Here is a 22295-nt window from a genome sequence, read left to right as displayed (position 1 = left end):
TGGAGGTGTTATATGAACGATAATTATAATTTTGATCAGGATGAGTTTGCGATTTTTAATAATACTCAAGGAGAGTTAATTATATTATCAAATGGATTATTTGTTATTGATGAGTCTAAAGGTTTTGGTGGTGATTTATCTCAATATCGAGGAATTTTTATTTATGCAGAAAAAGTTTTCTTGAAAGATTTATTAAAAGCTAAACAAATTTTAATTTCTGCCTATGAGTTTGATTTCAAAAAAGGAGTTATTGATGTTAGCGGAACAGATGGAAAAACACCAACACCTGATACAGCAGAGAGCGAGTTTGATGGAACACATGGCGAGAATAGTGGCAATGTATATATACACAGCGATTATTTTAATGTGAATAAAGAAGATATAAGAATATTAGCAATAGGGGGTAATGGTGGAGATAGTCGGTTGAAAAGTACAGGAACAGCTGGAAATGGTGGTGCTGGCGGTCACGTGTATTTACAAATTGGATTCCAAAATGATTCATCATTAAGCAATAATATTGATGAAGAAGATTTATGCCAACAAAATCTAGATTTACAATATTGGCTACATGAAAGAACGCAAACACAAGGCGGTAATGGTGGGAGAGCTACAGCTAAAAGAGGTAGTGATGGAATACATGGTAAAGTTAAAACAAAAATATTTAGAGATTGGTTGAATATTGATACAGCAGAACTATTGGTGCATCCAGATCAGTGTCGTATGTATTTACAAAAAGCTAAACGTTATTATTGGATTGGTGATATTCATCAAGAAACAAAAGTTTATAATTTAGTATATCAGATGCTTTTACAGTTGGAAAAAAGACTTGATTATGTTTTACAAGAGAATGTGTCGTTTAATTATTTAGGTCAGGAAGTTAAACTGGGAACTATTATTGGCACAAAAAAAGATAATGTCTTTAAGATTATGAGAACAGAAACGATAGCTTTATTAAATAGATTACAACAAGGGCATGATTTTTATAATCATGAATATAATTGGGTTCCTAATTTATCTTTTTCGTTTTATTTAAGACTGGCAGAGCAAATGCAAAAATTCTTTCATGAAGCTGAACAGACATATTTAATCTATAAAAAAAATCTTAAAAATGAGCAAGTAGATATGGAACAAATTAATCAATCAAAAATGAGGTTAGATATTATTAGTGAACAGACAGAAAATACAAAACATGATCTAGAAAATGAATTAAACCATTTGGAAAATCTTATTGTGATACATGATGCGAAAGTTAATGCACGTAAAAATGATATGTTGGAAGGGTTAGCAAATTTAAAGGAAAAAGTAGACAATGCTTTTGGATATTCCTTATCAGATTTAATTTCAGCTATATCAATGTGTGGATTTGCTCCTGATTCGAAGTTAATTATGGGTAGCCAAGTTTTAGATTTTTTTTATAAAAGCAAGGAGATGATTATTAACTCTCAAGGTATTTCATATCAAAAAAGTTACATTATTGACCAAATCAAGAGCTGCTCAAATGGGCTTGAAGATATCATGGAAGGGTATAAGTCGTTGAAAGATGGTAGTAAGAAGCTAGATGATCCTGGTGCTAATAAGTTATTAGTACAAGAGAAAAAGCTTTTGGAATTTTTGGATCAATTTTATAGTGCTATTAAGGATTATAAAGAGGATCGTAATAAAATAGAAAGCTATGTTAATGAAATATTATTACGTAATGACCTAATATTAAATTATAACAAAACATTACTATCTTGGGTAAGCAAAGATATAGAAATACTATCAGCTAAACAACAAAAAGAATTGCTACAAAATGATATGCTTCAGCATGTAAAGCCTAATTTACCTTTTCTAGTCAATTTTATGACAGAAGTTTATAATCAAGCTAAGGAAAGACTTTTGGAAATCTTATATATGACTCAAAGAGCATATAATTATTGGGATTTGGAGTCAAAAAATATAATTAGTTCAATAATGAATAGCAAATTACCTGTAGAAATGACAAGCGAATTGTTTGGACAGGTTATTTCGGCAATGAAATATGACTATGCTATGACAATGGAAGGATGGAAAACTGGAGCTAATTTTTTCCCTGATAAAGAGAATGAGCCTGGGTTTATTATTACTATTAATGGTGATGAGCTAATGAATTATCTGATTGATCTTAGTACAAATGGAAGTTTTACCTATTCTCTGTATTCACATAAAAAAGATCAACAAGATAAAATAGATCCTTTTAAACGATACTATAATGTTCGGGTTAATATTGTCCGCCTTAAATTAATAGGAGAAGCTATTAAAAATAAACATATAGCAGTTAAAATAATTCATGGAACAAACGAAAATATTAGGAATGAACGAGGTGTATATAAAACCTTTATTCATTCTCCAGTATATCTAATCTATGAACATAACTATAATAGTGGTCAAACATTCACAGATGGTAAATTCGAAACAGAAGATAAAAAGTATGAAAGCAGAAGTCCATTATGTCAATGGGAATTTTTCATTGAAGATGTTGATAATAGTGAAACTAAATTTCCCTATTTTGATATAGAAGAAATTCAGATAGAATTTCATGGAACATTCCAAGTAAGAATTTAACTTTTATGTAAATATAATTATACCTTGTTTAAGATTTATTTGGAATTCTAGCTATAATCAAATCTAAAATTAGAATATTTAGCGTATTTACATATAGAAATTGATAATTAGAGGTAGCAACTAAAAATAGTTGTTACCTTTATGATGTTAATTATGAATTCTATTATATTTTTATTGTAGATACTTCCTTTTTATATAGTTATATATTTCTTTCTAATTAAGCAGTGTGATACTATTGTTATAGTAGATACTAATATTAACGATATTATTGCAGTATCTAATCTTTTTATTAATAAACCCATTATTATGTATTCCAATCCTATTAAATATTGAAAAAACATTTCTAGTTTAACAGCTTTTTCTCTATCGATACTTCCATATTTAAATTCTAATTTCTTAAAATATTTTTCATTAAAATAGTTAAATTTATGTTTAGTTAAGCCTTTTATCACATTCCCTATTATAAATATTATTCCAATAAGTAAAAATATAATATTCCAAAAATTCATGTCACGCATCTCCTTTACTATAAGATACTTTAATTTATAACACACTTAATAATATATATCAGCAATTTGTCGAACGATTTTTAGATAAAAATAGAGCAAGATTACATGAGAAAAATTCACAGAGATTTATTCTGATGATTTATGGTTAACAATGGATATAACTAGAGTGTTTGCAAAAGATAAATTATAGCTTTAAATCTTTATTTAAACAAGTATGTGGATAAGAAAAACTTATATAAATACATTTATTAAAATTATAAAAAACATGTTTCTAGAAAAAAACATATTTTTTGACTATTTATACGTTTTTAATGACCAGTTAGACGATAAGTATTGAATATTTAGAAAATTTAATCTATTATATAAATAAATAAATATATATATAATTATTTATATTAAAAATAAAATTAAGAGGTGATTTTATGAATTTAGATTTTCACTATTATGGTACATATTTAGCAGCTAAAATAGCTGGCTATAATGATTTGGATGCAAATACAATTGCTTATGCTGCTCAATATGTTGATGAATCAACTAAAAGCATGATTCTTGATGATGTAAATTTTACTCTTCCTACAGTACAGACAAATTCAGAACTTATAGGATATTATGCAGATTTTACTTCATGGGGTTATAAATGGAATCTTGATAGTTTGAATGAAATAAAGAAAGTATGGATACCATTTCATTTTTTACCTGGAAATTTAAATAATCAATTTGAGTATAAGGGTGTTAAAGAGAGTAGAGGTCTTACAATAAACTGGAAGTTTAAAGATGGAGACAATCAAAAATTTAGGTTGATGTGTTTACCAAATAGTGAAACGGTGTCTGCCATTATAAATGACCTAATCTATTTTCATAATACTGAAGAATATAAGTTACAATTTATTGGTATGAGAATGCATGTACTTGCAGATACATGGGCACATATGTATTTTATTGGTAAGCCAGAATGGTATATTAATGATGTTAAAGAATTTATTGCTGAAGAGAGCAAATACATAGAAGAAACTAAATGGACTAAAGCAGAAGAATATCGTAATAAAAGTTGGCATTCTATTAATTTTATTGGTGCTCCTGGTTTTGGTGGATATGAAGGAACTTCATATCATGGACATGGGAGAATGGGTCATATACCAGATTATGGATACCTTAATTATAGATATATTCCAAACTGGAGTAGTACTGACGATAAAGTGAAGATAGAAAAAAACAATCAAGATGATTTCTTTAAGGCATTTTGTCAAATGGTTTATGCATTAAAATGTATTAAGAACGGAAATGACTTTAGTATAAATCAGTATGATAACTTAACAGAAAATCAGAAAACAGAAGTAACAAAAGTAATAGCAACTAGAAAAGATGACCAGTCAGAAGCATGGAAAAAAGCTATAAACGCTTTAGGATATAACTCTTTAGAAAATTTTGATAAAAACAAGTGGAAAAATGAATTTATTAAATCTACTAATAAAGAAAAAACAGATTACTATTATTTTAATCTAGTAGCTAAGAAGCACGTAGATTATGTAACTGATTTTTTAGAGGAAAAAAGATTGTCTTTAGAAGAAATGAGTAGTGAATATTGTAAATTTAAAAATTTTGATGATACACAATTTGCTAAAAATAGAAATAGAGTAACAAAGATTATACTTAGAGGAGCTTATATAGTTGATGCTATACAAATTGTATATGATGAAAAATATAAGACTCCAATGCATGGTGAGCCATTAGGAGGAACAATGGTATCTCTTGATTTAGATGTTGATGATTACATAGTTAAGATAAGTGGGTCCATAGGCTTATATGAAGGTGGAGAGCCATATCCTAATTCGCCAACTATAACAATAGGAAAAATAACTTTTTTAACTAAAAAAGGAAAAACAATAACAGCAGGTCATGAAACTATGTTTAAATCACATAAAAATTTCACTTTAGAAGCACCTACAGGAAAACAAATTTTTGCGCTTAAAGGTTCATATTTAATACGTAAATTAAGAGCAGAGACTAACAAACGATATTTGGATTGTTTAGAAATTGCAAACATAAAAGATTGTTCAGTAGTTACAAGTACGAAATAACTACATATTAGATAGCTAATGTTATAATATATTTAAGAAAATAGCACAATATTTTATGTTTATATTTACATTAAAAGCACTCTTTTTATAGGAGTGCTTATTTTTTTGAAATACATTAGGGTATATAAATTATCAATAACCTTACTCAACATATCTTAGAAACGATTTAAATAGGTCTTTTTCATAGAGTAAAATATATGATATAATAAAAAAATAGAAGTGTATTCGCAGTACACTTCTATATCTGTAACTAAGCATTCTCATGAGCGGGAGTGCTTTTTTCATTTCTCCAAACAATGTTGTTTTTTTCATCAATAATTATCAAATCAATCTTATTATCTTTCAATATTTCTGTTGCAGTACAAATGAGATTATCTAAGTCAAAACTTCGAGTTATTTCTAGTTGCTTGTTATTCACAAGTCTTTTAAGTATGTAAGTATTGAAACACATTTATATTACTCCTTTAATTTTATTGTTAGAATTATTTCTGATTTAATAGAAATAATTTCTAACTTATTATAAATATAATATGTCTTAAAGTGTATGTCAATATAAAATTCTAATAAAATAGAAGTTTATTTTGACATTATAGAAATATTGATGTTATCATTTACTCAAGAGAGGTGATAAAATGATTTCATATAAACCTTTATGGAGAATGATGTTTGATAAAAATATTAAAAAAATGGAATTTAAAGAAAGAGCAAATATAAGTAATGGAACTCTTTCAAAATTAAGTAAGAATGAATATGTTGCATTAGCAGTGATTGAAAAAATATGTTTAGCTTTTGAATGTACTCCAAACGATATTATAGAAATAAAAAAAGACATAGAATAGATATTTGATAGTTGTAAAATTATGTTATAATTAAAATGCAAGAGGCTACAATCTAAGGGCGAAAGTTTTCAGAAATCACCTTCGTATGAAAGGGGGTGAGTATATGAAAACACTTATGTTTATACTTGTTATAGCGTATTATATTACTATTATAATAAAATCTATTACAACAATAGTAAAGTCTATAACAAGATTATTAGATTCTATAAGTAAATTAAAAGAATCTTTACATAAACTAAGAAATCGTCCTGACGGCAATCAAGACGATTTCAATGAATAAATCATTACTTAAATTATTTTGAATTTGAAACTTCGCTCTAGGCTAATAGATTGTAGTTTCTTTTTTATTTTTGATACGATTTTACATCTTTATTATATCGCATTTTAACAAAAAATAAAACTATGAATACTAGAAATATATTTTATTTTATCTCTAAGTATATATATTATTGCCCACCTAAAAAACTTTCACAAAACCAAAAGAGTATATGTTTTTGATAACTTACCAATATAACTTATAACTCATTTTACAAGTCTTATTTAATAAATATTTATGCCACTAAATTCCTCTAGTTTTACCAATTTAGTATTATTCTACAATTAAAACAATACAATACAACTAGTTATTATTCAATATATGTGTTTGAAAATTGAATAAGTTTATAGATATGAATAATATTTTTTATATATAAAAACAAACTAAAACAGTAGAATATATGGTAAATTTTACCTCTAGTTTTTGTGTTAAAAAGCTCCTATTATTAGTTTAAGTTAGACAAGTTGAGGAAGTGACATAAGATGGAGCAGCAAGAGGTAATAGCCAAATTACGCAGGGGAGAACTAATGTTAATGGAATATATGTGGAGGAAAAAGTCTATTCTATCTAAAAAAGAAATAATCTTAGCAATGCAGGAGAGGTATAAATGGAGGAAAAGTACTACAGAAATTTTACTTAAAAGATTAGTAAAGATGAAAGTATTAAAAAAGAAGAGGATAGGTTTTCAGTTTAGTTATGAAGTATTATTAACTAAAAAAGAATATTTAAATGCTATAAGAGAAGAAAGAAATATAAATATAGATGATGATTTTTTTACTCGAATATTTACAACTATACATAGAAGGAATCAAATAATAGAAGAAAAATTTAAAAAATTCATAACAAATATAAAAGATATGATAAAAAGACAAGTTTGAGTTTTATAGAAAGAAGGGATATATTATGATAAATAAGAAATTACCAGATGCAGAATTAAAAATTATGAAATACATATGGAATACTGGTTATAAAACTGTAATATCAAAAGATGTTGCAGATGAGATAGAAAAAATGTATGGCTGGAAACATACAACTACAATTACACTTTTAACTAGACTAACTAAAAAGGGTTTTTTAATATCTCAGCGAATTGGGAAACATGTACACTATACAGTATTAGTAAAAGAAAAAGAATATTTAAAATTAGAAGGTAAAAGAATTTTTGGAGGTTTACATAACAATCCTCTATCAGAACTGATTTCAAAATTACACGATGGGGAAAAAATAACGGAAGATAAAATAACAGAAATAGGAGATTGGATAAAAACTTGGAAAGAAGAAGATTAATAGATACAAAAAGGTAGCGCCTATATAAATAGTTGCTACCTTTTTCATATCTGTGGATAAATCTGTTGATAACATTGTGGATAAAATGTGGATGAATATATTTACTGACCATTTACTGACCAAACTCATTTTTGTGGTTCTGAAAGCGTTGAATTTACTTGTTTTAAATAAATTTATAGTTTTTTGTTATAAAATACTAAATTTTGTTAACAATTATAATTAGCATTTAATTTATACTGGAGGTTTATATGATTAGCGTAAGAACAGATTTAGCTTTAGAAGCTAGTGAAATGTGTGAAAAGTCTCAAGAAGGAAGTAGTATTCCTGGTGTAAAAATAGAAACTAAAGAATTAGAAAATTGTATTGTAACAAAAGTTGAAGTAGTAGACGGACAAGGCGCAGAAATAATGAATAAGGATATAGGAAAGTATATAACTCTGGAAAGTAATCTTATGAAGTTTGATGATGATGAATCAAGAGAAGAAATGATAAGTTATTTGAAAGAGGAATTGGTAGATATATTTGGACAAGACAAAAACAAAAAAACACTGGTAATTGGTCTTGGAAATAGAAATATTACTTCTGATGCATTAGGACCAAAGAGTGTATCAAAAACACTTGTGACTAGACATCTTTTTAAAAATTATAATAAAGACTATGATGATGATTTCACTGAGGTATCAGCTTTAAGCCCAGGAGTTATGGGAGTTACTGGAATAGAGACTAGTGAAATAGTAAAGTCATTGGTTGAGAAAGTTAAGCCAGATAGAGTAGTAGCAATAGATGCACTAGCTTCAAGAAAAATGGAAAGAGTAAACTCTACTATACAGATATCAACAGCAGGAATATCACCTGGTGGAGGTGTTGGTAATACGAGAAAATCTCTAACTAAGGAAACATTAGGAGTAGAAGTTATTGCAATAGGTGTACCAACTGTGGTTGATGCAGCCACTCTTACGATAGATGTTTTAGATATGGCAATAGACAATTTAATAGCTCAATCAGAAGAAACAGAAAGCTTTTATGAAATGTTGAAAAAGCTTAAAGAAGAAGAAAAATATCATCTAATAAAAGATTCATTAGACCCATATGACAAAAATTTAATAGTAACACCAAAGGATATAGATGATACAATCGAAAATCTATCTATAATAATAAGCGAAGGTTTAAATAGGTCTTTGCATCCAGGTAGATTGGTATAAAATAAGGAGGAACAATTATGTTTAAAAAATGCATTAAAGTAGTAACCTTGACTTTTATATTAGCATGCATTTTACCAGGAAAATCATTGGCTTTGAATCAAGATGATTTTTTAAAGTTTTTAGTAAACTCATCTTATCCAGAAGCTAAAGTCGAAGGAAATAATACAGAAGATAAAAAGAATAATAAAAATAAAGAAGAAAATAAAGAAAGCAAAAATGAAAAAGAAAAATCTGAAGATGCAAGTAAAGTTGATAGCAAAAAAGAAAGTAAAAAAGAATATATAAAACTTTATGTTGGTAAAGAAAATGTTCCAGATATTGAGTCAAAGAATTCTGACACGACTGAAACTAATACTACATCTAGCTCAGAATACAAGGATGATTTAAGAGTAACTAAAGAAAATCCAAGAATTTTAATATATCATACTCATGGATGTGAAACTTATTCAAATTCACCTGCTGGAAATTATCATTCAAGAGATAAGAAAAATTCGGTAATGGAAGTAGGAAGTGCATTGACTAGTGCCTTAGATAGTAAAGGATGGGGTGTAGTTCATACAACTAAGTACCATGACTATCCATCTTATAATAATTCTTATGCAAGTAGCTTAAAAACAATAAAAAGTATACTCCCTAAATATAATTCAGTGGACATAGCAATAGACTTACATAGAGATGCTAGGGATTTAACTAATCCAGCCACTAAAGAAAAAGACCATTTAAAATATACAACTATGATAAATGGAGAGAGAGTAGCAAAGTTTTTCTTTGTTGTAGGAGGTAAAAATACAAATAGAGCACAACTCAGAGCTTTAGCAGATGATATAACTGCTTTTGCTGAAAAGAAATATCCTGGTTTGGTGTCTCCAATAGTAGAAAAAGACTATGCTAGATTTAATCAATTTGCAGTTAAGAATCATATGCTAGTAGAAATAGGAAATAATGCAACAAGTATAGAAGAATCTAAAGCTACTACAAAGTATCTAGCTGAGATTTTGGATGAATATTTTAAACAAAAAAATTAGATTGTTAGATACAATTAGGAGCATGTTAAATGAGCCGATTAGAAAAAAATATAGAAAGTAAAAGTAAACTAAGAAAATACAAGTATATTATGAGAATCGTGTTTTTGATTACTATGATAATAGGTACATCAGTTTGTGTCTTTATAGTAGATAGTAATGCAAAAAGTATGTTAGGAATGAAACAATATGATTTTCCAAGTATTAATTTTGATATAACAAACTTTGATTTTGATATATGGAACTTTGATATAAATGGAATCATCAAAAAATTTAATAAGTAGTAATAAGTGAATAAGGTTTATTGATTAAAATAAACCTTATTTTAGTTATATATTCTTAGGATATAAAATAAAAATGCATTAACTGTGTCTTATAGGATTTACTTTAAGTTTATGATATTATATAATATTTAGTGTTAGACTTGATAATCCACATATAATGTGGATAATTTTGTTTAGTGCCAATTAGTTTATATTCAAAAGTTTTACAATTATATAAAGAGTTTTTATATAATGTAAAATAATAACTATAAGAATAATTAAGAGGAGGGAATTTTAAGGTGGACAATAAACAAAGTAGAACTAGAAATTTTAGTATAATTGCACATATAGACCATGGAAAGTCTACCTTAGCTGATAGATTAATACAACAAACGGGGCTTGTTAGTGAAAGGGACATGAAAAGTCAATTGCTTGACAATATGGACCTTGAAAGAGAAAGAGGAATTACTATAAAGCTTCAAAACATAAGATTAATGTATAAAGCGAAGGATGGAAATGAATATTATTTAAATCTTATAGATACACCTGGACATGTAGACTTTAACTATGAGGTATCAAGAAGTTTGGCTGCATGTGAAGGTGCATTACTGGTAGTTGATGCAGCTCAAGGTGTTGAGGCGCAAACCCTAGCCAATGTTTATCTTGCTATAGACCAAGATTTAGAAATATTACCAATAATAAATAAAATAGATTTACCAAGTGCAAGACCAGAGGAAGTAAAGCATGAAATAGAAGATTTAATAGGGCTTGATTCAAGTGAGGCACCTCTTATTTCTGCAAAGACTGGCTTAAACATAGAAGATGTATTAGAAGATATTGTAAAAAATGTTCCTCCACCTAAAGGAGATAATGAAGCACCATTAAAGGCGTTAATATTCGATTCTTACTATGATGCTTATAAAGGTGTTGTAGCTTATGTTAGAGTATTTGAAGGAACTGTTAAAAAAGGCATGACAATAAAAATGATGAACACTAACAAAAAGTTTGAAGTAACTGAAGTTGGTGTAATGGCTCCAGGTCAAACTGAGCTTAGTGAATTATCAGCAGGTGATGTTGGTTATATTGCAGCAAGCATAAAAGATATAAGAAGTTGTCGTGTTGGAGATACAATAACAGATTCAAATAATCCTACAGATGAACCTTTACCAGGATATAAAAAAGCTACTCCAATGGTATACTGTGGTATATATCCAGGAGAAGGAGAAAAGTATGAAAATGTAAGAGATGCTCTTGAAAAACTTCAAGTAAATGATGCTGCACTTGAGTATGAAGCGGAGACTTCAGCAGCACTAGGATTTGGTTTTAGATGTGGTTTCTTAGGTCTTTTACATATGGAGATAATGCAAGAAAGACTTGAGAGAGAATTTAATCTTGATATAATTACGACAGCACCATCTGTTATATACAGAGTTACAAAAATTGATGGAGAAGTTGTAATGATACAAAATCCTGCAAACTTACCAGAGCCATCTGAGATAAAGGTGATAGAAGAACCTATAGTAAAAGGAGATATAATAGTTCCTAAAGACTATGTAGGTGTAGTCATGGAACTTTGTCAAGAAAGACGTGGAAACATGTTAAATATGGAATATATAGATGATAGAAGAGTAATGCTTCACTATGACCTTCCTCTTAATGAGGTTGTTTACGACTTCTTTGATGCTTTGAAATCAAGAACTAGAGGATATGGCTCTCTTGATTATGAGGTTAAAGGTTATGTGCCATCTACACTTGTAAAACTTGATATATTAATTAATAAAGAGCAAGTAGATGCACTTAGTTTTATTGTTCATGAAACTCGTGCTTTCCATAGAGGCAAGGCAATGTGTGAAAAACTAAAAGGGGAAATCCCAAGACATCAATTTGCTATACCTATACAAGCTGCTGTTGGTAATAAGGTTATTGCAAGGGAGACGATAAGTGCGTTAAGAAAAGATGTACTTGCTAAATGTTATGGTGGGGATATATCTCGTAAGAAGAAACTTCTTGAAAAGCAAAAAGAAGGTAAGAAGCGTATGAGACAAATTGGTTCTGTTGAAGTTCCTCAAAAAGCATTTATGTCTGTACTTAAATTAGATGAATAAATTTTTATAAATTTAGATAAAGATATTTAAAAGCTAGAGTGATTTTAGAATTATTTCTAAATTAATCTAGCTTTTTTGTGGTATATTTTAAGTAAACTAATAGAAAATATAAACAAGAGTATATTAAAGAAAAATAAAAAGGTGATATTTATGATTAATATAGAAATTCCTAAAAAAGTAGATTATATAATTAAAGAATTAGAAAAACATGGTCATGAAGCATATGTAGTTGGAGGATGTGTTAGAGATTGTTTGTTAGAAAGAATTCCAAATGACTGGGATATAACAACTAGTGCGAGACCAGAAGTAGTAGTAGAGCTATTTGAAAAAACAATTCCAACTGGCATACAACATGGTACTGTAACAGTTATGCTTTGTAATGAACCATTTGAAGTAACAACTTATAGAATAGATGGAAATTATAGTGATGGTAGACATCCAGATTCAATAGAATTTACAAATAACATAGTTAAGGACCTATCAAGAAGAGATTTTACTATCAATGCAATTGCATACAATGCAAAGACTGGATTGGTTGACCCATTTAATGGGTATGAAGATATACAAAATAAGTATATACGTTGTGTTGGAAATCCAGTAGATAGATTTGAAGAAGATGCACTTAGAATGCTTAGAGCAGTTAGATTTTCGGCACAACTCAGTTTTAAAATAGCTGAAGGAACTAAGCAAAGTATCCACAAAAAAGCAGACTTGATAAAAAATATTTCTATAGAAAGAATCCAAACAGAATTCAACAAAATGCTAGTATCTGATTCATCTAAATTAGAATTATTAAATTCAACAGGTTTGTTGAAATTTATAATTCCTGAAATATGCGAATTAGAAGAAGTTACTCAACATAATCCGTATCATATTTATGATGTACAAAAACATACTTTAATGGCTACAGAAGTGATTGAAGATGAATTATATTTAAAGCTTACAATGTTGTTTCATGATTTGGGAAAAAAGGTAACTAAAACGACTGATAAAAACGGAATTGACCACTTTTATACTCATAGTAGAGAATCTGTAAAGATTGCAAAGCGAATTTTAAAGAGACTCAAGTACGATAATTATACTATTAATAAAGTTTTGACATTAATACAGTATCATGATTATAGGATAGAGCCAAAAAGGAAAATAATTAAAAAATTATTAAATAAACTTGAAGATGTTGAACTATTTGAAGATTTAATAAAGGTTAATTGGGCAGATACGCTTGCTAAAAATCCAAAATATGCAAAAAGTAAGATATTAAATCTTATCGAGTGTGAAAAAGAATTTAAACACATAATAAATCAAAATGAATGTTTTAATATTAAGGATTTAGCTATTAATGGAAAAGATTTGATATCTATAGGTGTAAAACCAGGTAAAGATATGGGACACATATTAAATAAGATGCTTGAAATTGTTATAAATAATCCAGAACTAAATGAAAAAGAAATACTGAAAGAAAAAGTATTAAATATATATACATTTTAGAATAGAGTATAAAAATTTTAGTTTAATTAATTTAAAAAGCTGAAAATACAGTACTTATTTAGAAAAAATAGATAATTTTTAGAGAATGTTTTAAAGATTGAGGTTGTACAATTTTTAAATGTATAGAAACTTAATCTAAAATTAGCAGATTAATATAAAAAAAAACTTTGGGAATACTAAAACCATAATTTATAAAATTAATATTTTATGCACTATAAAACAGTGAGGAGGGACAGTATGCGTACTCAACTACAAAAGACTATTGGTCTTTCAGCAGCTCTTTCTACTGTTGTAGGTATGGTTATAGGTTCGGGAGTTTTTTTTAAGCCACAAGCAATATACACTACAACTAATGGAGCTCCAGGTCTAGGTATTATAGCATGGCTTTTAGGTGGATTTATAACAATAACTGCAGGTCTTACAGCTACAGAAATCTCAGCTGCTATACCAAAAACTGGTGGTATGATGATTTATATCGAAGAGATATATGGAGAAAAGTTAGGTTTTTTAACTGGATGGATGCAAACTGTATTATTTTTCCCAGGTACATCAGCAGCACTAGGAGTAATATTTGCTCAACAAGCATCTGAGCTTTTGGGCATGAGTCCAAATAATATGTCTAATGTACTTCCTATAGCAATTGGAGTTATATTATTTCTAGCATTACTAAATATAATAGGCTCATCCCTAGGGGGAAAAGTTCAGACAGTAGCAACTGTTGGAAAAATGATACCTTTAATTTTAATAATAATTTTTGGATTTATTAAAGGTCAAAGTAGTGAAGTGTTAAGTCCATTTGTAGGCGATGGTGTCAGTGTATCAAATGCACTTGGACAAGTATTAATAGCAACTTTATTTGCATATGATGGATGGATAAATGTTGGAGCTATATCAGGAGAAATGAAGTCTCCTGATAAAGATTTGCCAAGAGCAATAGTTGGTGGTTTATCATTAGTTATGTCAGTTTATATTATAATAAATATAGCTTATCTTTGGGTAGTGCCAGCAAGTGAACTAGCAACAGTTACCTCACCAGCTACATTAGTCGCAACAAGATTATTTGGAAATTTAGGTGGAAAAGTAATAACTGTGGGTATATTAGTATCAGTATTTGGTACGTTGAATGGATATTTATTGACAGGTTCAAGAATACCATATACACTAGCTGAAATGGGAACTTTACCAGCCTCTAAAGCTCTTTTAAAAGTAAATTCTGGAGGTTCTCCTGTAAATTCAATATTACTTATAACTGTATTAGCCTGTGTATATGCATTATCTGGTCAATTTAATCTTCTTACAGATTTAACCATATTTTCGATATGGGTATTTTATGTACTGACTTTCATAGGAGTCATGAGACTTAGAAGAGAAAAACCTGATTTACACAGACCATATAGAGTTCCTTTATATCCAATAATACCAATCATAGCTATACTGGGAGGTCTGTTTGTAATAATAAATCAACTATTGACTTCAACCGTAATATCTTTAGGTGGAATATTTATAACACTATTAGGTCTACCAGTGTATTATTATATGAAGAAAAGATAAGTACTTAGTTTAAGTTAGATGAATTTGGATAAAAGTTAATTTTTACTTTTATCCAAATTTTTTATAATATTACATAATATAAGTGTTTTATATGTTACTTGATGTGATATCCTGTTTGATTTATAATTTAGTAACTGATGTTTTAAGATAATTTAAGAAATGAGGAATAAAAAATGTTAGGACTTTATATACATATTCCATTTTGTGTGAAGAAATGTAAGTATTGCGACTTTAATTCTTACAAAATGGACATAGATTCAAAACGAAGATATATAGAAGATTTAAAAATTGAAATGGAGTTATACAGTAATAAATTATACAAAGATAATAAAGATAAAGAAGATTACTGTCTAAATGGAAATGATACAATAACTAGTATATTTGTAGGGGGAGGTACACCTAGTATACTGACATCTGATGAAATAAGAGAAGTATTTACAAGCATAAGAGAAATGTTTAATGTAGATGGTGATGCAGAAGTAACTATAGAGTGTAATCCTGGTACATTGACATTAGAAAAATTAAAAGCTATGAAAGACATTGGTATAAATAGACTTAGTATTGGCTTGCAAGCTGTTCAAGAAGAGCATTTGAACTTTATAGGAAGGATACATACTTATGAAGAATTTGAGAAAAACTATAAAGATGCATTAAGTGTAGGTTTCAAAAATATTAATATAGATTTAATGTACAGTCTTCCAAATCAAACTCTATATGACTGGAAGGAAACACTTCAAAAAATTACAGACTTAAATCCAACACATATATCAGCCTATTCCCTTATATTAGAAGAGGGTACTGAGCTATATAATATGTATGAGAGCAATAAGTTTGAACTTATAGATGAAAATGTGGACATAGAAATGTATGAGTATACAATAAACTATCTAAAATCAAAAGGATATAATCAATATGAAATATCAAATTACTCAAAAGAAGGTTATAATTGTGAGCATAATATTTTATATTGGGAATGTGAACATTATATAGGTCTTGGAGCAGGAGCCTCTGGCTATATTAATAAGAATAGATATAATAATTTGGAATCTTTAGATGACTATCATTTAAGTTTAGCAAAAAGAGAAAAACCAATACAAGAAAATGAGATTCTCTCTGAAAAAGATATGATAGAAGAGAAAATATTTATGGGACTTCGAATGAACAAAGGTATAAAATTTGAAGATTTCAAAAAAAAATTTGGACTAGATTTTAAAGAAAAATATAGTAAGCAAATAGAAATGCTATCAAATAGAAAGCTTATAAATCAGAGCTTTGAAGGTATACAATTAACTCAAAAGGGAAGGGAAATATCTAATAGTATATTTATAGAATTTATGGAATAATTTTTAAAGTGTTGACAAAATAAATTTATAATGGTATATAATATATATAATCTTTTTAGCACTCAAACTTGGTGAGTGCTAACAGCTAGGAGGCATACTGAGCATGGAATTAAATGAAAGAAAATTAAATATCCTCAAAGCTATAGTTAAAGATTATATAGAAACAGCTGAAGCTATAGGTTCTAGAACAATATCTAAAAGACATGATTTAGGTGTTAGTGCTGCTACCATAAGAAATGAGATGGCTGACCTTGAAGAATTAGGGTACTTGATTCAGCCTCATACTTCTGCGGGTAGAGTTCCGTCTGAAAAAGGCTATAAGTTATATGTAAACTCTCTTATGAGTAAAAGCGAATTGGATGATAATGATAAGATTCTTATTGAGCAATGTATGAATCATAATATAAATCATATAAAAGAATTGATTCATGAAACTTCCAAGCTATTATCTCAACTAACAAACTATACGACTGTAGCAGTTACTAAGAGTTTAATAAATCAAAGTGTTATAAAGCACATACAATTAGTTGCTATGAATGACAATAATATTTTACTTATAGTTGTAACAGATAAAGGAGATTTAAAAAAAGCTAACCTTACAACTAATGTATATTTAGATCAATCTAAGTTAAACTTGATTTCTGATAATCTTACAAGGAAGCTCTTAGGTAAAAGTATAACAGATTTGGATGATAATCTAATTGCTTTTATTAAATACGAAATAAGTGAGTATTCTGGACTTATAGATGAGCTTTTAAATGCTTTGAATTCAAATATGAAAGAAGAAGATTTTTCTCTATCATTAAATGGAGCTACTAATATATTTAGCTATCCAGAATTTAATGATGTATTAAAAGCAAAGTCATTTTTAAATATGTTGGAAAAAAAGGAAACAATAGCTGACATAATTAAATCAAAGGGAATACAAAAGGACAATCTAAATATAATAATTGGTAGTGATAATGATTGTGAATTGGCACAGGATTGTAGTATAGTTACAGCAACTTATAATGTAGATAGAGACTTGGTTGGGCGAATAAGTTTTATAGGCCCTACAAGAATGGATTATGCTAGGATTTACTCTATAATAAATTATATGAGTTTATTAATTAATAGAAAGTAAAGAAATTTTAAATTGAGAGGTGTAAAGTCTTGGATAAAAAAAATGAGCAACAGGAAGTAAAAGAAGAAAATGATACTTCTATTAACCAAGAATCTGAAACTCAAGTAGAGTTAGAAGAGGAAATTGTTAATGAAGAATGTGAGGAATCAAGTGAAACAAGTGATGAAAAAGAAGTTGATGATGAAAATGTAACAGATATAAATTCTAAATTAGCAGAAAAAAAATTGCAAGACGAATTAGATGAATCAAATGATAAATATCAAAGACTTCAAGCCGAATATGCAAACTATAGAAGAAGAACTCAACAAGAAAAAGAGACAATAGGTGTGTTTGCAAATGAAAAGATAATAACTGAGTTAATACCAGTTATAGATAGTATGGAAAGAGCCTTAGATGCATGTGCAGATAAGGAAGATACTATGTATAAGGGTATAAGCCTTGTACATAAACAGTTAATAGACACTCTAGTAAAATTTGGAGTAGAAGAAATAGAAGCAGAATCTAAGGAATTTGACCCTAATTTACACTTAGCAGTTATGCAAGAAAGTGTAGATGGAGTTGAAGCAAATCAAATAGTAATGGTGCTTCAAAAAGGATATAAGCTAGGAACTAAAGTTATAAGACCTTCAATGGTTAAAGTTTCTTGCTAAATATAAATTAAAGGTTAAATTATTTAACCTAATATAAAATATTCAAATAAGTAAAACTTAATTATATAATTACTCGAGGAGGATTTTAGTCATGGGAAAAATAATAGGAATAGATTTAGGAACAACAAATTCATGTGTTGCAGTATTAGAAGGTGGAGAAGCACAAATAATAGCAAATAGCGAAGGTATGAGAACTACTCCATCAGTAGTAGCATTTACAAAAGATGGTGAAAGAATAGTTGGAGAGCCTGCAAAAAGACAAGCAGTTACAAATGCAGATAAAACAATAACTTCTATAAAAACTCATATGGGAACTGATTACAAAGTAAATATAGATGGAAAATCATATACTCCACAAGAAATATCAGCAATAATATTACAAAAATTAAAATCAGATGCAGAAAGTTACTTAGGACAAACAGTAACAGAGGCAGTTATAACAGTTCCAGCTTATTTTACAGATGCTCAAAGACAAGCTACTAAAGATGCTGGTAGAATAGCAGGGCTTGATGTTAAGAGAATAATAAATGAACCAACAGCAGCAGCACTTGCTTACGGTATGGATAAATTAGACCAAGAAAAGAAAATCTTAGTATTTGACTTAGGTGGAGGAACTTTTGACGTATCTATACTTGAAATAGGAGATGGAACTTTCGAAGTTTTAGCTACAGCTGGTAACAATAGATTAGGTGGAGATGATTTTGACCAAATAGTAATAGACTATTTAGCAGATGAATTCAAAAAAGCTGAAGGTGTAGACTTAAGAAATGACAATATGGCTCTTCAAAGATTAAAAGAAGCAGCAGAAAAGGCTAAGAAAGAATTATCATCAACAATGAATTCAAACATAAACTTACCTTTCATAACTGCTACAGCAGAAGGACCAAAACACTTAAATATAGACTTATCAAGAGCTAAATTTGAAGAATTAACTAGAGGTTTAGTTGAAAAAACTATGGAACCAACTAAGAGAGCTTTACAAGATGCAGGACTTTCTACAGGTGATATAGATGATGTATTATTAGTAGGTGGTTCTACAAGAATACCAGCAGTACAAGAAGCTGTTAAGAAATTTATAGGAAAAGAGCCTCACAAAGGTATAAATCCAGATGAGTGTGTTGCAGCAGGAGCTTCTATACAAGCAGGAGTTTTAGCAGGAGACGTTAAAGATTTATTATTACTAGACGTTACTCCATTATCTCTTGGTATAGAAACAATGGGTAATGTAATGACTAAGATAATAGAAAGAAATACTACAATACCAACTAAGAAATCTCAAGTATTCTCAACTGCTGCTGATAATCAAACAGCTGTTGATATACATGTTCTTCAAGGTGAAAGAAGTATGGCTTATGACAATACAACTTTAGGAAGATTCCAATTAACAGATATACCACCAGCACAAAGAGGAATACCTCAAATAGAAGTTACATTTGATATAGATGCAAATGGTATAGTTAATGTTTCAGCTAAAGACTTAGGTACAGGAAAAGAACAAAAAATAACTATAACATCAAACACTAATCTATCAGAAGCTGAGATAGAGCAAAAAGTAAAAGAAGCTGAAATGAATGCAGAAGCTGACAAACAAAAGAAAGAAAAAATAGAAGCATTTAACCAAGCTGAATCTACTATATATCAAACTGAAAAGACTTTAAATGAACTTGGAGATAAAATAAGTTCAAGTGATAAAGAGGATATAGAAAAAGCTATAGAAAACTTAAAAACTGTAAAAGACAAACAAGATGCTACAGCAGAAGAACTTAAGAAAGCTACAGACGAAGTAATGACTAAGTTCCAAAAAGTATCTCAAGAAATGTACCAACAAGCAGCGCAAGAACAACAAGCAGCACAAGGTGCAGAACAAGCTCAAGACAATGGACCTAAAGATGACAATGTAGTAGATGCTGACTTTAAAGAAGTAGATGAAGACAAATAAGATATATAATATGTAACGCTAAATTATAGCTAGATAATATATGATTTATGAAAATCATATAGATATTAAAGATATATGGACAATATACATCATAAAGAATATAATATATCATAGATTATATAACTTAAAGTAGAATATAAGAATTAATGATAGCTTGTAGTTTATTATTCTACAAGCTATCGTTTTGTAAAATGAAGGTGGTGTCAATTTTTGAGTACAAAAAGGGATTATTATGAAGTCTTAGGCATCAGTAAAGGTGCAGAAGCTCAGGAAATAAAAAAAGCTTACAGAAAATTAGCAATGAAGTACCATCCAGATAGAAATCCTGGAGATAAAGAAGCAGAAGAAAAATTTAAAGAGATAAATGAAGCTTATGAAGTACTATCAGATGATACAAAGAGAAAAACTTATGACCAGTTTGGGCATGATGGACTAAATGGCCAAGGAGGCTTTGGTGGTCAAGGAGGATTTAACGGTCAAGGCTTTGGTGGTTTTGAAGATATGTTTGGAGATATATTTGGTGACATGTTTGGAGGAGGCTTCGGAGGTGGAAGACAGAGAAGAAGAGGTCCTCAACGTGGTGCGGATATAAGACAAAGTGTTAGTATATCTTTTGAAGAAGCTGCATTTGGTAAAAAGATGTCTATAAAGGTAAACAGAAGTGAAGAGTGTGAAGAGTGTGATGGAACTGGAGCAAAACCAGGTACATCAAAGAAAACTTGTTCAACTTGTAATGGAACTGGTCAAGTTAGAACTGTTCAAAGAACTCCATTTGGTAATATAGCAAGTTCAAGACCATGTAGTGCTTGTAATGGAACTGGGGAAGTTATTGAGTCTCCATGTAGTAAATGTCACGGAACTGGAAATACAAGAAAAGTTAAGACTATAGAAGTAGATATACCTGCAGGTATAGATGATGGTCAAATGATAAAACTTTCTGGTCAAGGTGAAGTAGGAGAAAAAGGTGCTCCAAGAGGAGACTTATATATTGTAGTTAATGTTAAGTCACATCCACTATTTACTAGAGATGGAAATGATATTTACTTTGAGATGCCAATTACATTTGTTCAAGCAACTTTAGGTGATGAGATAGAAGTACCTACTTTGGATGGAAAAGTTAAATACAGTGTACCAGAAGGAACACAAACTGGAACTGTATTTAGACTTAAAGAAAAAGGAATTCCTAGAATTAGGGGTAATTCAAGAGGAGACCAGTATGTTAAAGTTGTAGTTGAAATCCCTAAAAAATTAAACGACAAGCAAAAAGATCTATTAAGAGAATTTGCGAAGGAGTGTGGGTCGAACGTCCACGAAAAGAAAAAAACATTTGGACAGAAGATAGAAGATATGTTTAAGAAAAAGTAATTAAAGTAGCCAATATATAATCATATTTTTGAAATCTTAGTTATTTGAGAGATTTTCAACGGATATTATGATTTTTATATTGGCTATTTTCATATAAAAAAATTAAAACTGAATATAGAAAATTTTCTGAAAAATACTTGTCTCACAATATATAATATGCTATAATATAATCAAACAATAGAAAGGGGTGATTCCAGTGGGAACGGATGTGGCACTGCCAAATGATGAAGAAAACTCAATTATAATCTATAAGATAAAATTAGATACTTTTAGTGCTGTATTAAGTACTGGAAAAACTCATAAGCTGGGATAATTATTGTAATTACCTAGACTTAAACCTTTGATAGTAAAATAGTAATGTTATATAGACAAGGTATCTAATTTTTAAATCTTTTGTATAGTGTAAATTAAAATTTTTACAAAAGATTTATCTAATTATAATTAAGTTAAGGAAAAATAATTATAAATTGATTTTATGTACGTGTGTAAAGAAATATGTATGTATTATTAGTTGCTGTACTAGATATGTATGTAAAGAAATATGTAGCTAGATATATGTATGTGTAAAGAAATATACATGTAATGTGTATTAAGGTTTTTAGTATAGATTGGATGAAGATAGAAGTGGCTTT

The 22295-nt window shown here is 28.8% G+C and carries 19 protein-coding genes; 17 read left to right on the top strand and 2 right to left on the bottom strand.

Annotated elements, in window-relative coordinates:
- The first annotated feature begins 12 nt into the window (after window positions 1-12).
- On the top strand, window positions 13-2583 hold the full coding sequence (locus ACTG45_RS13530) for a hypothetical protein (protein WP_479919146.1): 2571 nt from the start codon (window positions 13-15) through the stop codon (window positions 2581-2583).
- 191 nt (window positions 2584-2774) lie between these two features.
- Here the strand turns inward: ACTG45_RS13530 and ACTG45_RS13525 are convergent, their stop codons facing one another.
- Window positions 2775-3092 (bottom strand): hypothetical protein, encoded by a 318-nt coding sequence (locus tag ACTG45_RS13525; RefSeq protein WP_479919145.1) that lies wholly within the window; start codon window positions 3090-3092, stop codon window positions 2775-2777.
- Window positions 3093-3514: 422 nt separating this feature from the next.
- Here ACTG45_RS13525 and ACTG45_RS13520 point away from each other — a divergent pair, with 422 nt between their 5' ends.
- On the top strand, window positions 3515-5170 hold the full coding sequence (locus ACTG45_RS13520; protein ID WP_479919144.1) for a DUF6765 family protein: 1656 nt from the start codon (window positions 3515-3517) through the stop codon (window positions 5168-5170).
- Window positions 5171-5420: 250 nt separating this feature from the next.
- Here the strand turns inward: ACTG45_RS13520 and ACTG45_RS13515 are convergent, their stop codons facing one another.
- Window positions 5421-5621 (bottom strand): hypothetical protein, encoded by a 201-nt coding sequence (locus tag ACTG45_RS13515; RefSeq protein WP_479919143.1) that lies wholly within the window; start codon window positions 5619-5621, stop codon window positions 5421-5423.
- A gap of 181 nt (window positions 5622-5802) precedes the next feature.
- On the opposite strand from ACTG45_RS13515, the gene ACTG45_RS13510 reads away from it, so the two are divergent.
- The 15 genes from ACTG45_RS13510 (at window position 5803) to dnaJ (ending at window position 21663) form a co-directional block, all read left to right on the top strand.
- Entirely contained in the window at window positions 5803-6009 is a 207-nt protein-coding gene (locus ACTG45_RS13510; protein WP_021385363.1) for a helix-turn-helix domain-containing protein, read from the top strand.
- 103 nt (window positions 6010-6112) lie between these two features.
- Window positions 6113-6289: a hypothetical protein gene (locus ACTG45_RS13505; RefSeq protein WP_021385485.1), complete on the top strand. Its 177-nt coding sequence runs from the start codon at window positions 6113-6115 to the stop codon at window positions 6287-6289.
- A gap of 518 nt (window positions 6290-6807) precedes the next feature.
- Window positions 6808-7203 (top strand): BlaI/MecI/CopY family transcriptional regulator, encoded by a 396-nt coding sequence (locus ACTG45_RS13500; protein WP_479919142.1) that lies wholly within the window; start codon window positions 6808-6810, stop codon window positions 7201-7203.
- Between the two features lie 25 nt (window positions 7204-7228).
- Entirely contained in the window at window positions 7229-7612 is a 384-nt protein-coding gene (locus ACTG45_RS13495; RefSeq protein WP_479919141.1) for a BlaI/MecI/CopY family transcriptional regulator, read from the top strand.
- 248 nt (window positions 7613-7860) lie between these two features.
- Window positions 7861-8814: a GPR endopeptidase gene (gene gpr, locus ACTG45_RS13490; RefSeq protein WP_021385350.1), complete on the top strand. Its 954-nt coding sequence runs from the start codon at window positions 7861-7863 to the stop codon at window positions 8812-8814.
- 17 nt (window positions 8815-8831) lie between these two features.
- Window positions 8832-9839, top strand: a complete 1008-nt coding sequence (spoIIP, locus tag ACTG45_RS13485) for a stage II sporulation protein P (RefSeq protein ID WP_479919140.1) — start codon at window positions 8832-8834, stop codon at window positions 9837-9839.
- A gap of 29 nt (window positions 9840-9868) precedes the next feature.
- Window positions 9869-10120 (top strand): hypothetical protein, encoded by a 252-nt coding sequence (locus ACTG45_RS13480; protein WP_021385354.1) that lies wholly within the window; start codon window positions 9869-9871, stop codon window positions 10118-10120.
- A gap of 278 nt (window positions 10121-10398) precedes the next feature.
- A complete protein-coding gene (gene lepA / locus ACTG45_RS13475; protein ID WP_479919139.1) occupies window positions 10399-12204 on the top strand; it encodes a translation elongation factor 4 in 1806 nt (601 codons plus the stop codon).
- A 150-nt stretch (window positions 12205-12354) separates the two neighbouring features.
- Window positions 12355-13692 carry a CCA tRNA nucleotidyltransferase gene (locus ACTG45_RS13470; protein ID WP_021385308.1) on the top strand — a complete coding sequence of 446 codons (1338 nt, stop codon included), beginning with the start codon at window positions 12355-12357 and terminating at the stop codon, window positions 13690-13692.
- A gap of 237 nt (window positions 13693-13929) precedes the next feature.
- Window positions 13930-15243, top strand: coding sequence for an APC family permease (locus ACTG45_RS13465; RefSeq protein WP_479919138.1), 1314 nt, complete (start codon window positions 13930-13932; stop codon window positions 15241-15243).
- A gap of 173 nt (window positions 15244-15416) precedes the next feature.
- Window positions 15417-16586, top strand: coding sequence for a radical SAM family heme chaperone HemW (gene hemW, locus ACTG45_RS13460; protein WP_479919137.1), 1170 nt, complete (start codon window positions 15417-15419; stop codon window positions 16584-16586).
- A gap of 103 nt (window positions 16587-16689) precedes the next feature.
- Window positions 16690-17709: a heat-inducible transcriptional repressor HrcA gene (gene hrcA / locus ACTG45_RS13455; protein WP_004454754.1), complete on the top strand. Its 1020-nt coding sequence runs from the start codon at window positions 16690-16692 to the stop codon at window positions 17707-17709.
- 29 nt (window positions 17710-17738) lie between these two features.
- Complete coding sequence (grpE, locus tag ACTG45_RS13450; RefSeq protein WP_479919136.1) at window positions 17739-18359, top strand: nucleotide exchange factor GrpE; 621 nt, start codon at window positions 17739-17741, stop codon at window positions 18357-18359.
- Window positions 18360-18450: 91 nt separating this feature from the next.
- Window positions 18451-20298 carry a molecular chaperone DnaK gene (dnaK, locus tag ACTG45_RS13445; RefSeq protein WP_021385295.1) on the top strand — a complete coding sequence of 616 codons (1848 nt, stop codon included), beginning with the start codon at window positions 18451-18453 and terminating at the stop codon, window positions 20296-20298.
- 210 nt (window positions 20299-20508) lie between these two features.
- Window positions 20509-21663, top strand: coding sequence for a molecular chaperone DnaJ (gene dnaJ / locus ACTG45_RS13440; RefSeq protein ID WP_021385307.1), 1155 nt, complete (start codon window positions 20509-20511; stop codon window positions 21661-21663).
- Window positions 21664-22295: the final 632 nt, after the last annotated feature.

Source organism: Clostridioides sp. LIBA-7602 (assembly GCF_056688945.1).
This window is presented reverse-complemented; position numbering and strand designations above follow the sequence as displayed.

What these genes read in the sequence shown, in the direction of transcription:
- ACTG45_RS13530 (WP_479919146.1), top strand. Translation starts at nt 13, where the DNA reads ATGAACGATAATTATAATTTTGATCAGGATGAGTTTGCGATTTTTAAT.
- ACTG45_RS13525 (WP_479919145.1), bottom strand. Translation starts at nt 3,092, where the DNA reads ATGAATTTTTGGAATATTATATTTTTACTTATTGGAATAATATTTATA.
- ACTG45_RS13520 (WP_479919144.1), top strand. Translation starts at nt 3,515, where the DNA reads ATGAATTTAGATTTTCACTATTATGGTACATATTTAGCAGCTAAAATA.
- ACTG45_RS13515 (WP_479919143.1), bottom strand. Translation starts at nt 5,621, where the DNA reads ATGTGTTTCAATACTTACATACTTAAAAGACTTGTGAATAACAAGCAA.
- ACTG45_RS13510 (WP_021385363.1), top strand. Translation starts at nt 5,803, where the DNA reads ATGATTTCATATAAACCTTTATGGAGAATGATGTTTGATAAAAATATT.
- ACTG45_RS13505 (WP_021385485.1), top strand. Translation starts at nt 6,113, where the DNA reads ATGAAAACACTTATGTTTATACTTGTTATAGCGTATTATATTACTATT.
- ACTG45_RS13500 (WP_479919142.1), top strand. Translation starts at nt 6,808, where the DNA reads ATGGAGCAGCAAGAGGTAATAGCCAAATTACGCAGGGGAGAACTAATG.
- ACTG45_RS13495 (WP_479919141.1), top strand. Translation starts at nt 7,229, where the DNA reads ATGATAAATAAGAAATTACCAGATGCAGAATTAAAAATTATGAAATAC.
- gpr (WP_021385350.1), top strand. Translation starts at nt 7,861, where the DNA reads ATGATTAGCGTAAGAACAGATTTAGCTTTAGAAGCTAGTGAAATGTGT.
- spoIIP (WP_479919140.1), top strand. Translation starts at nt 8,832, where the DNA reads ATGTTTAAAAAATGCATTAAAGTAGTAACCTTGACTTTTATATTAGCA.
- ACTG45_RS13480 (WP_021385354.1), top strand. Translation starts at nt 9,869, where the DNA reads ATGAGCCGATTAGAAAAAAATATAGAAAGTAAAAGTAAACTAAGAAAA.
- ACTG45_RS13470 (WP_021385308.1), top strand. Translation starts at nt 12,355, where the DNA reads ATGATTAATATAGAAATTCCTAAAAAAGTAGATTATATAATTAAAGAA.
- ACTG45_RS13465 (WP_479919138.1), top strand. Translation starts at nt 13,930, where the DNA reads ATGCGTACTCAACTACAAAAGACTATTGGTCTTTCAGCAGCTCTTTCT.
- hemW (WP_479919137.1), top strand. Translation starts at nt 15,417, where the DNA reads ATGTTAGGACTTTATATACATATTCCATTTTGTGTGAAGAAATGTAAG.
- hrcA (WP_004454754.1), top strand. Translation starts at nt 16,690, where the DNA reads ATGGAATTAAATGAAAGAAAATTAAATATCCTCAAAGCTATAGTTAAA.
- dnaK (WP_021385295.1), top strand. Translation starts at nt 18,451, where the DNA reads ATGGGAAAAATAATAGGAATAGATTTAGGAACAACAAATTCATGTGTT.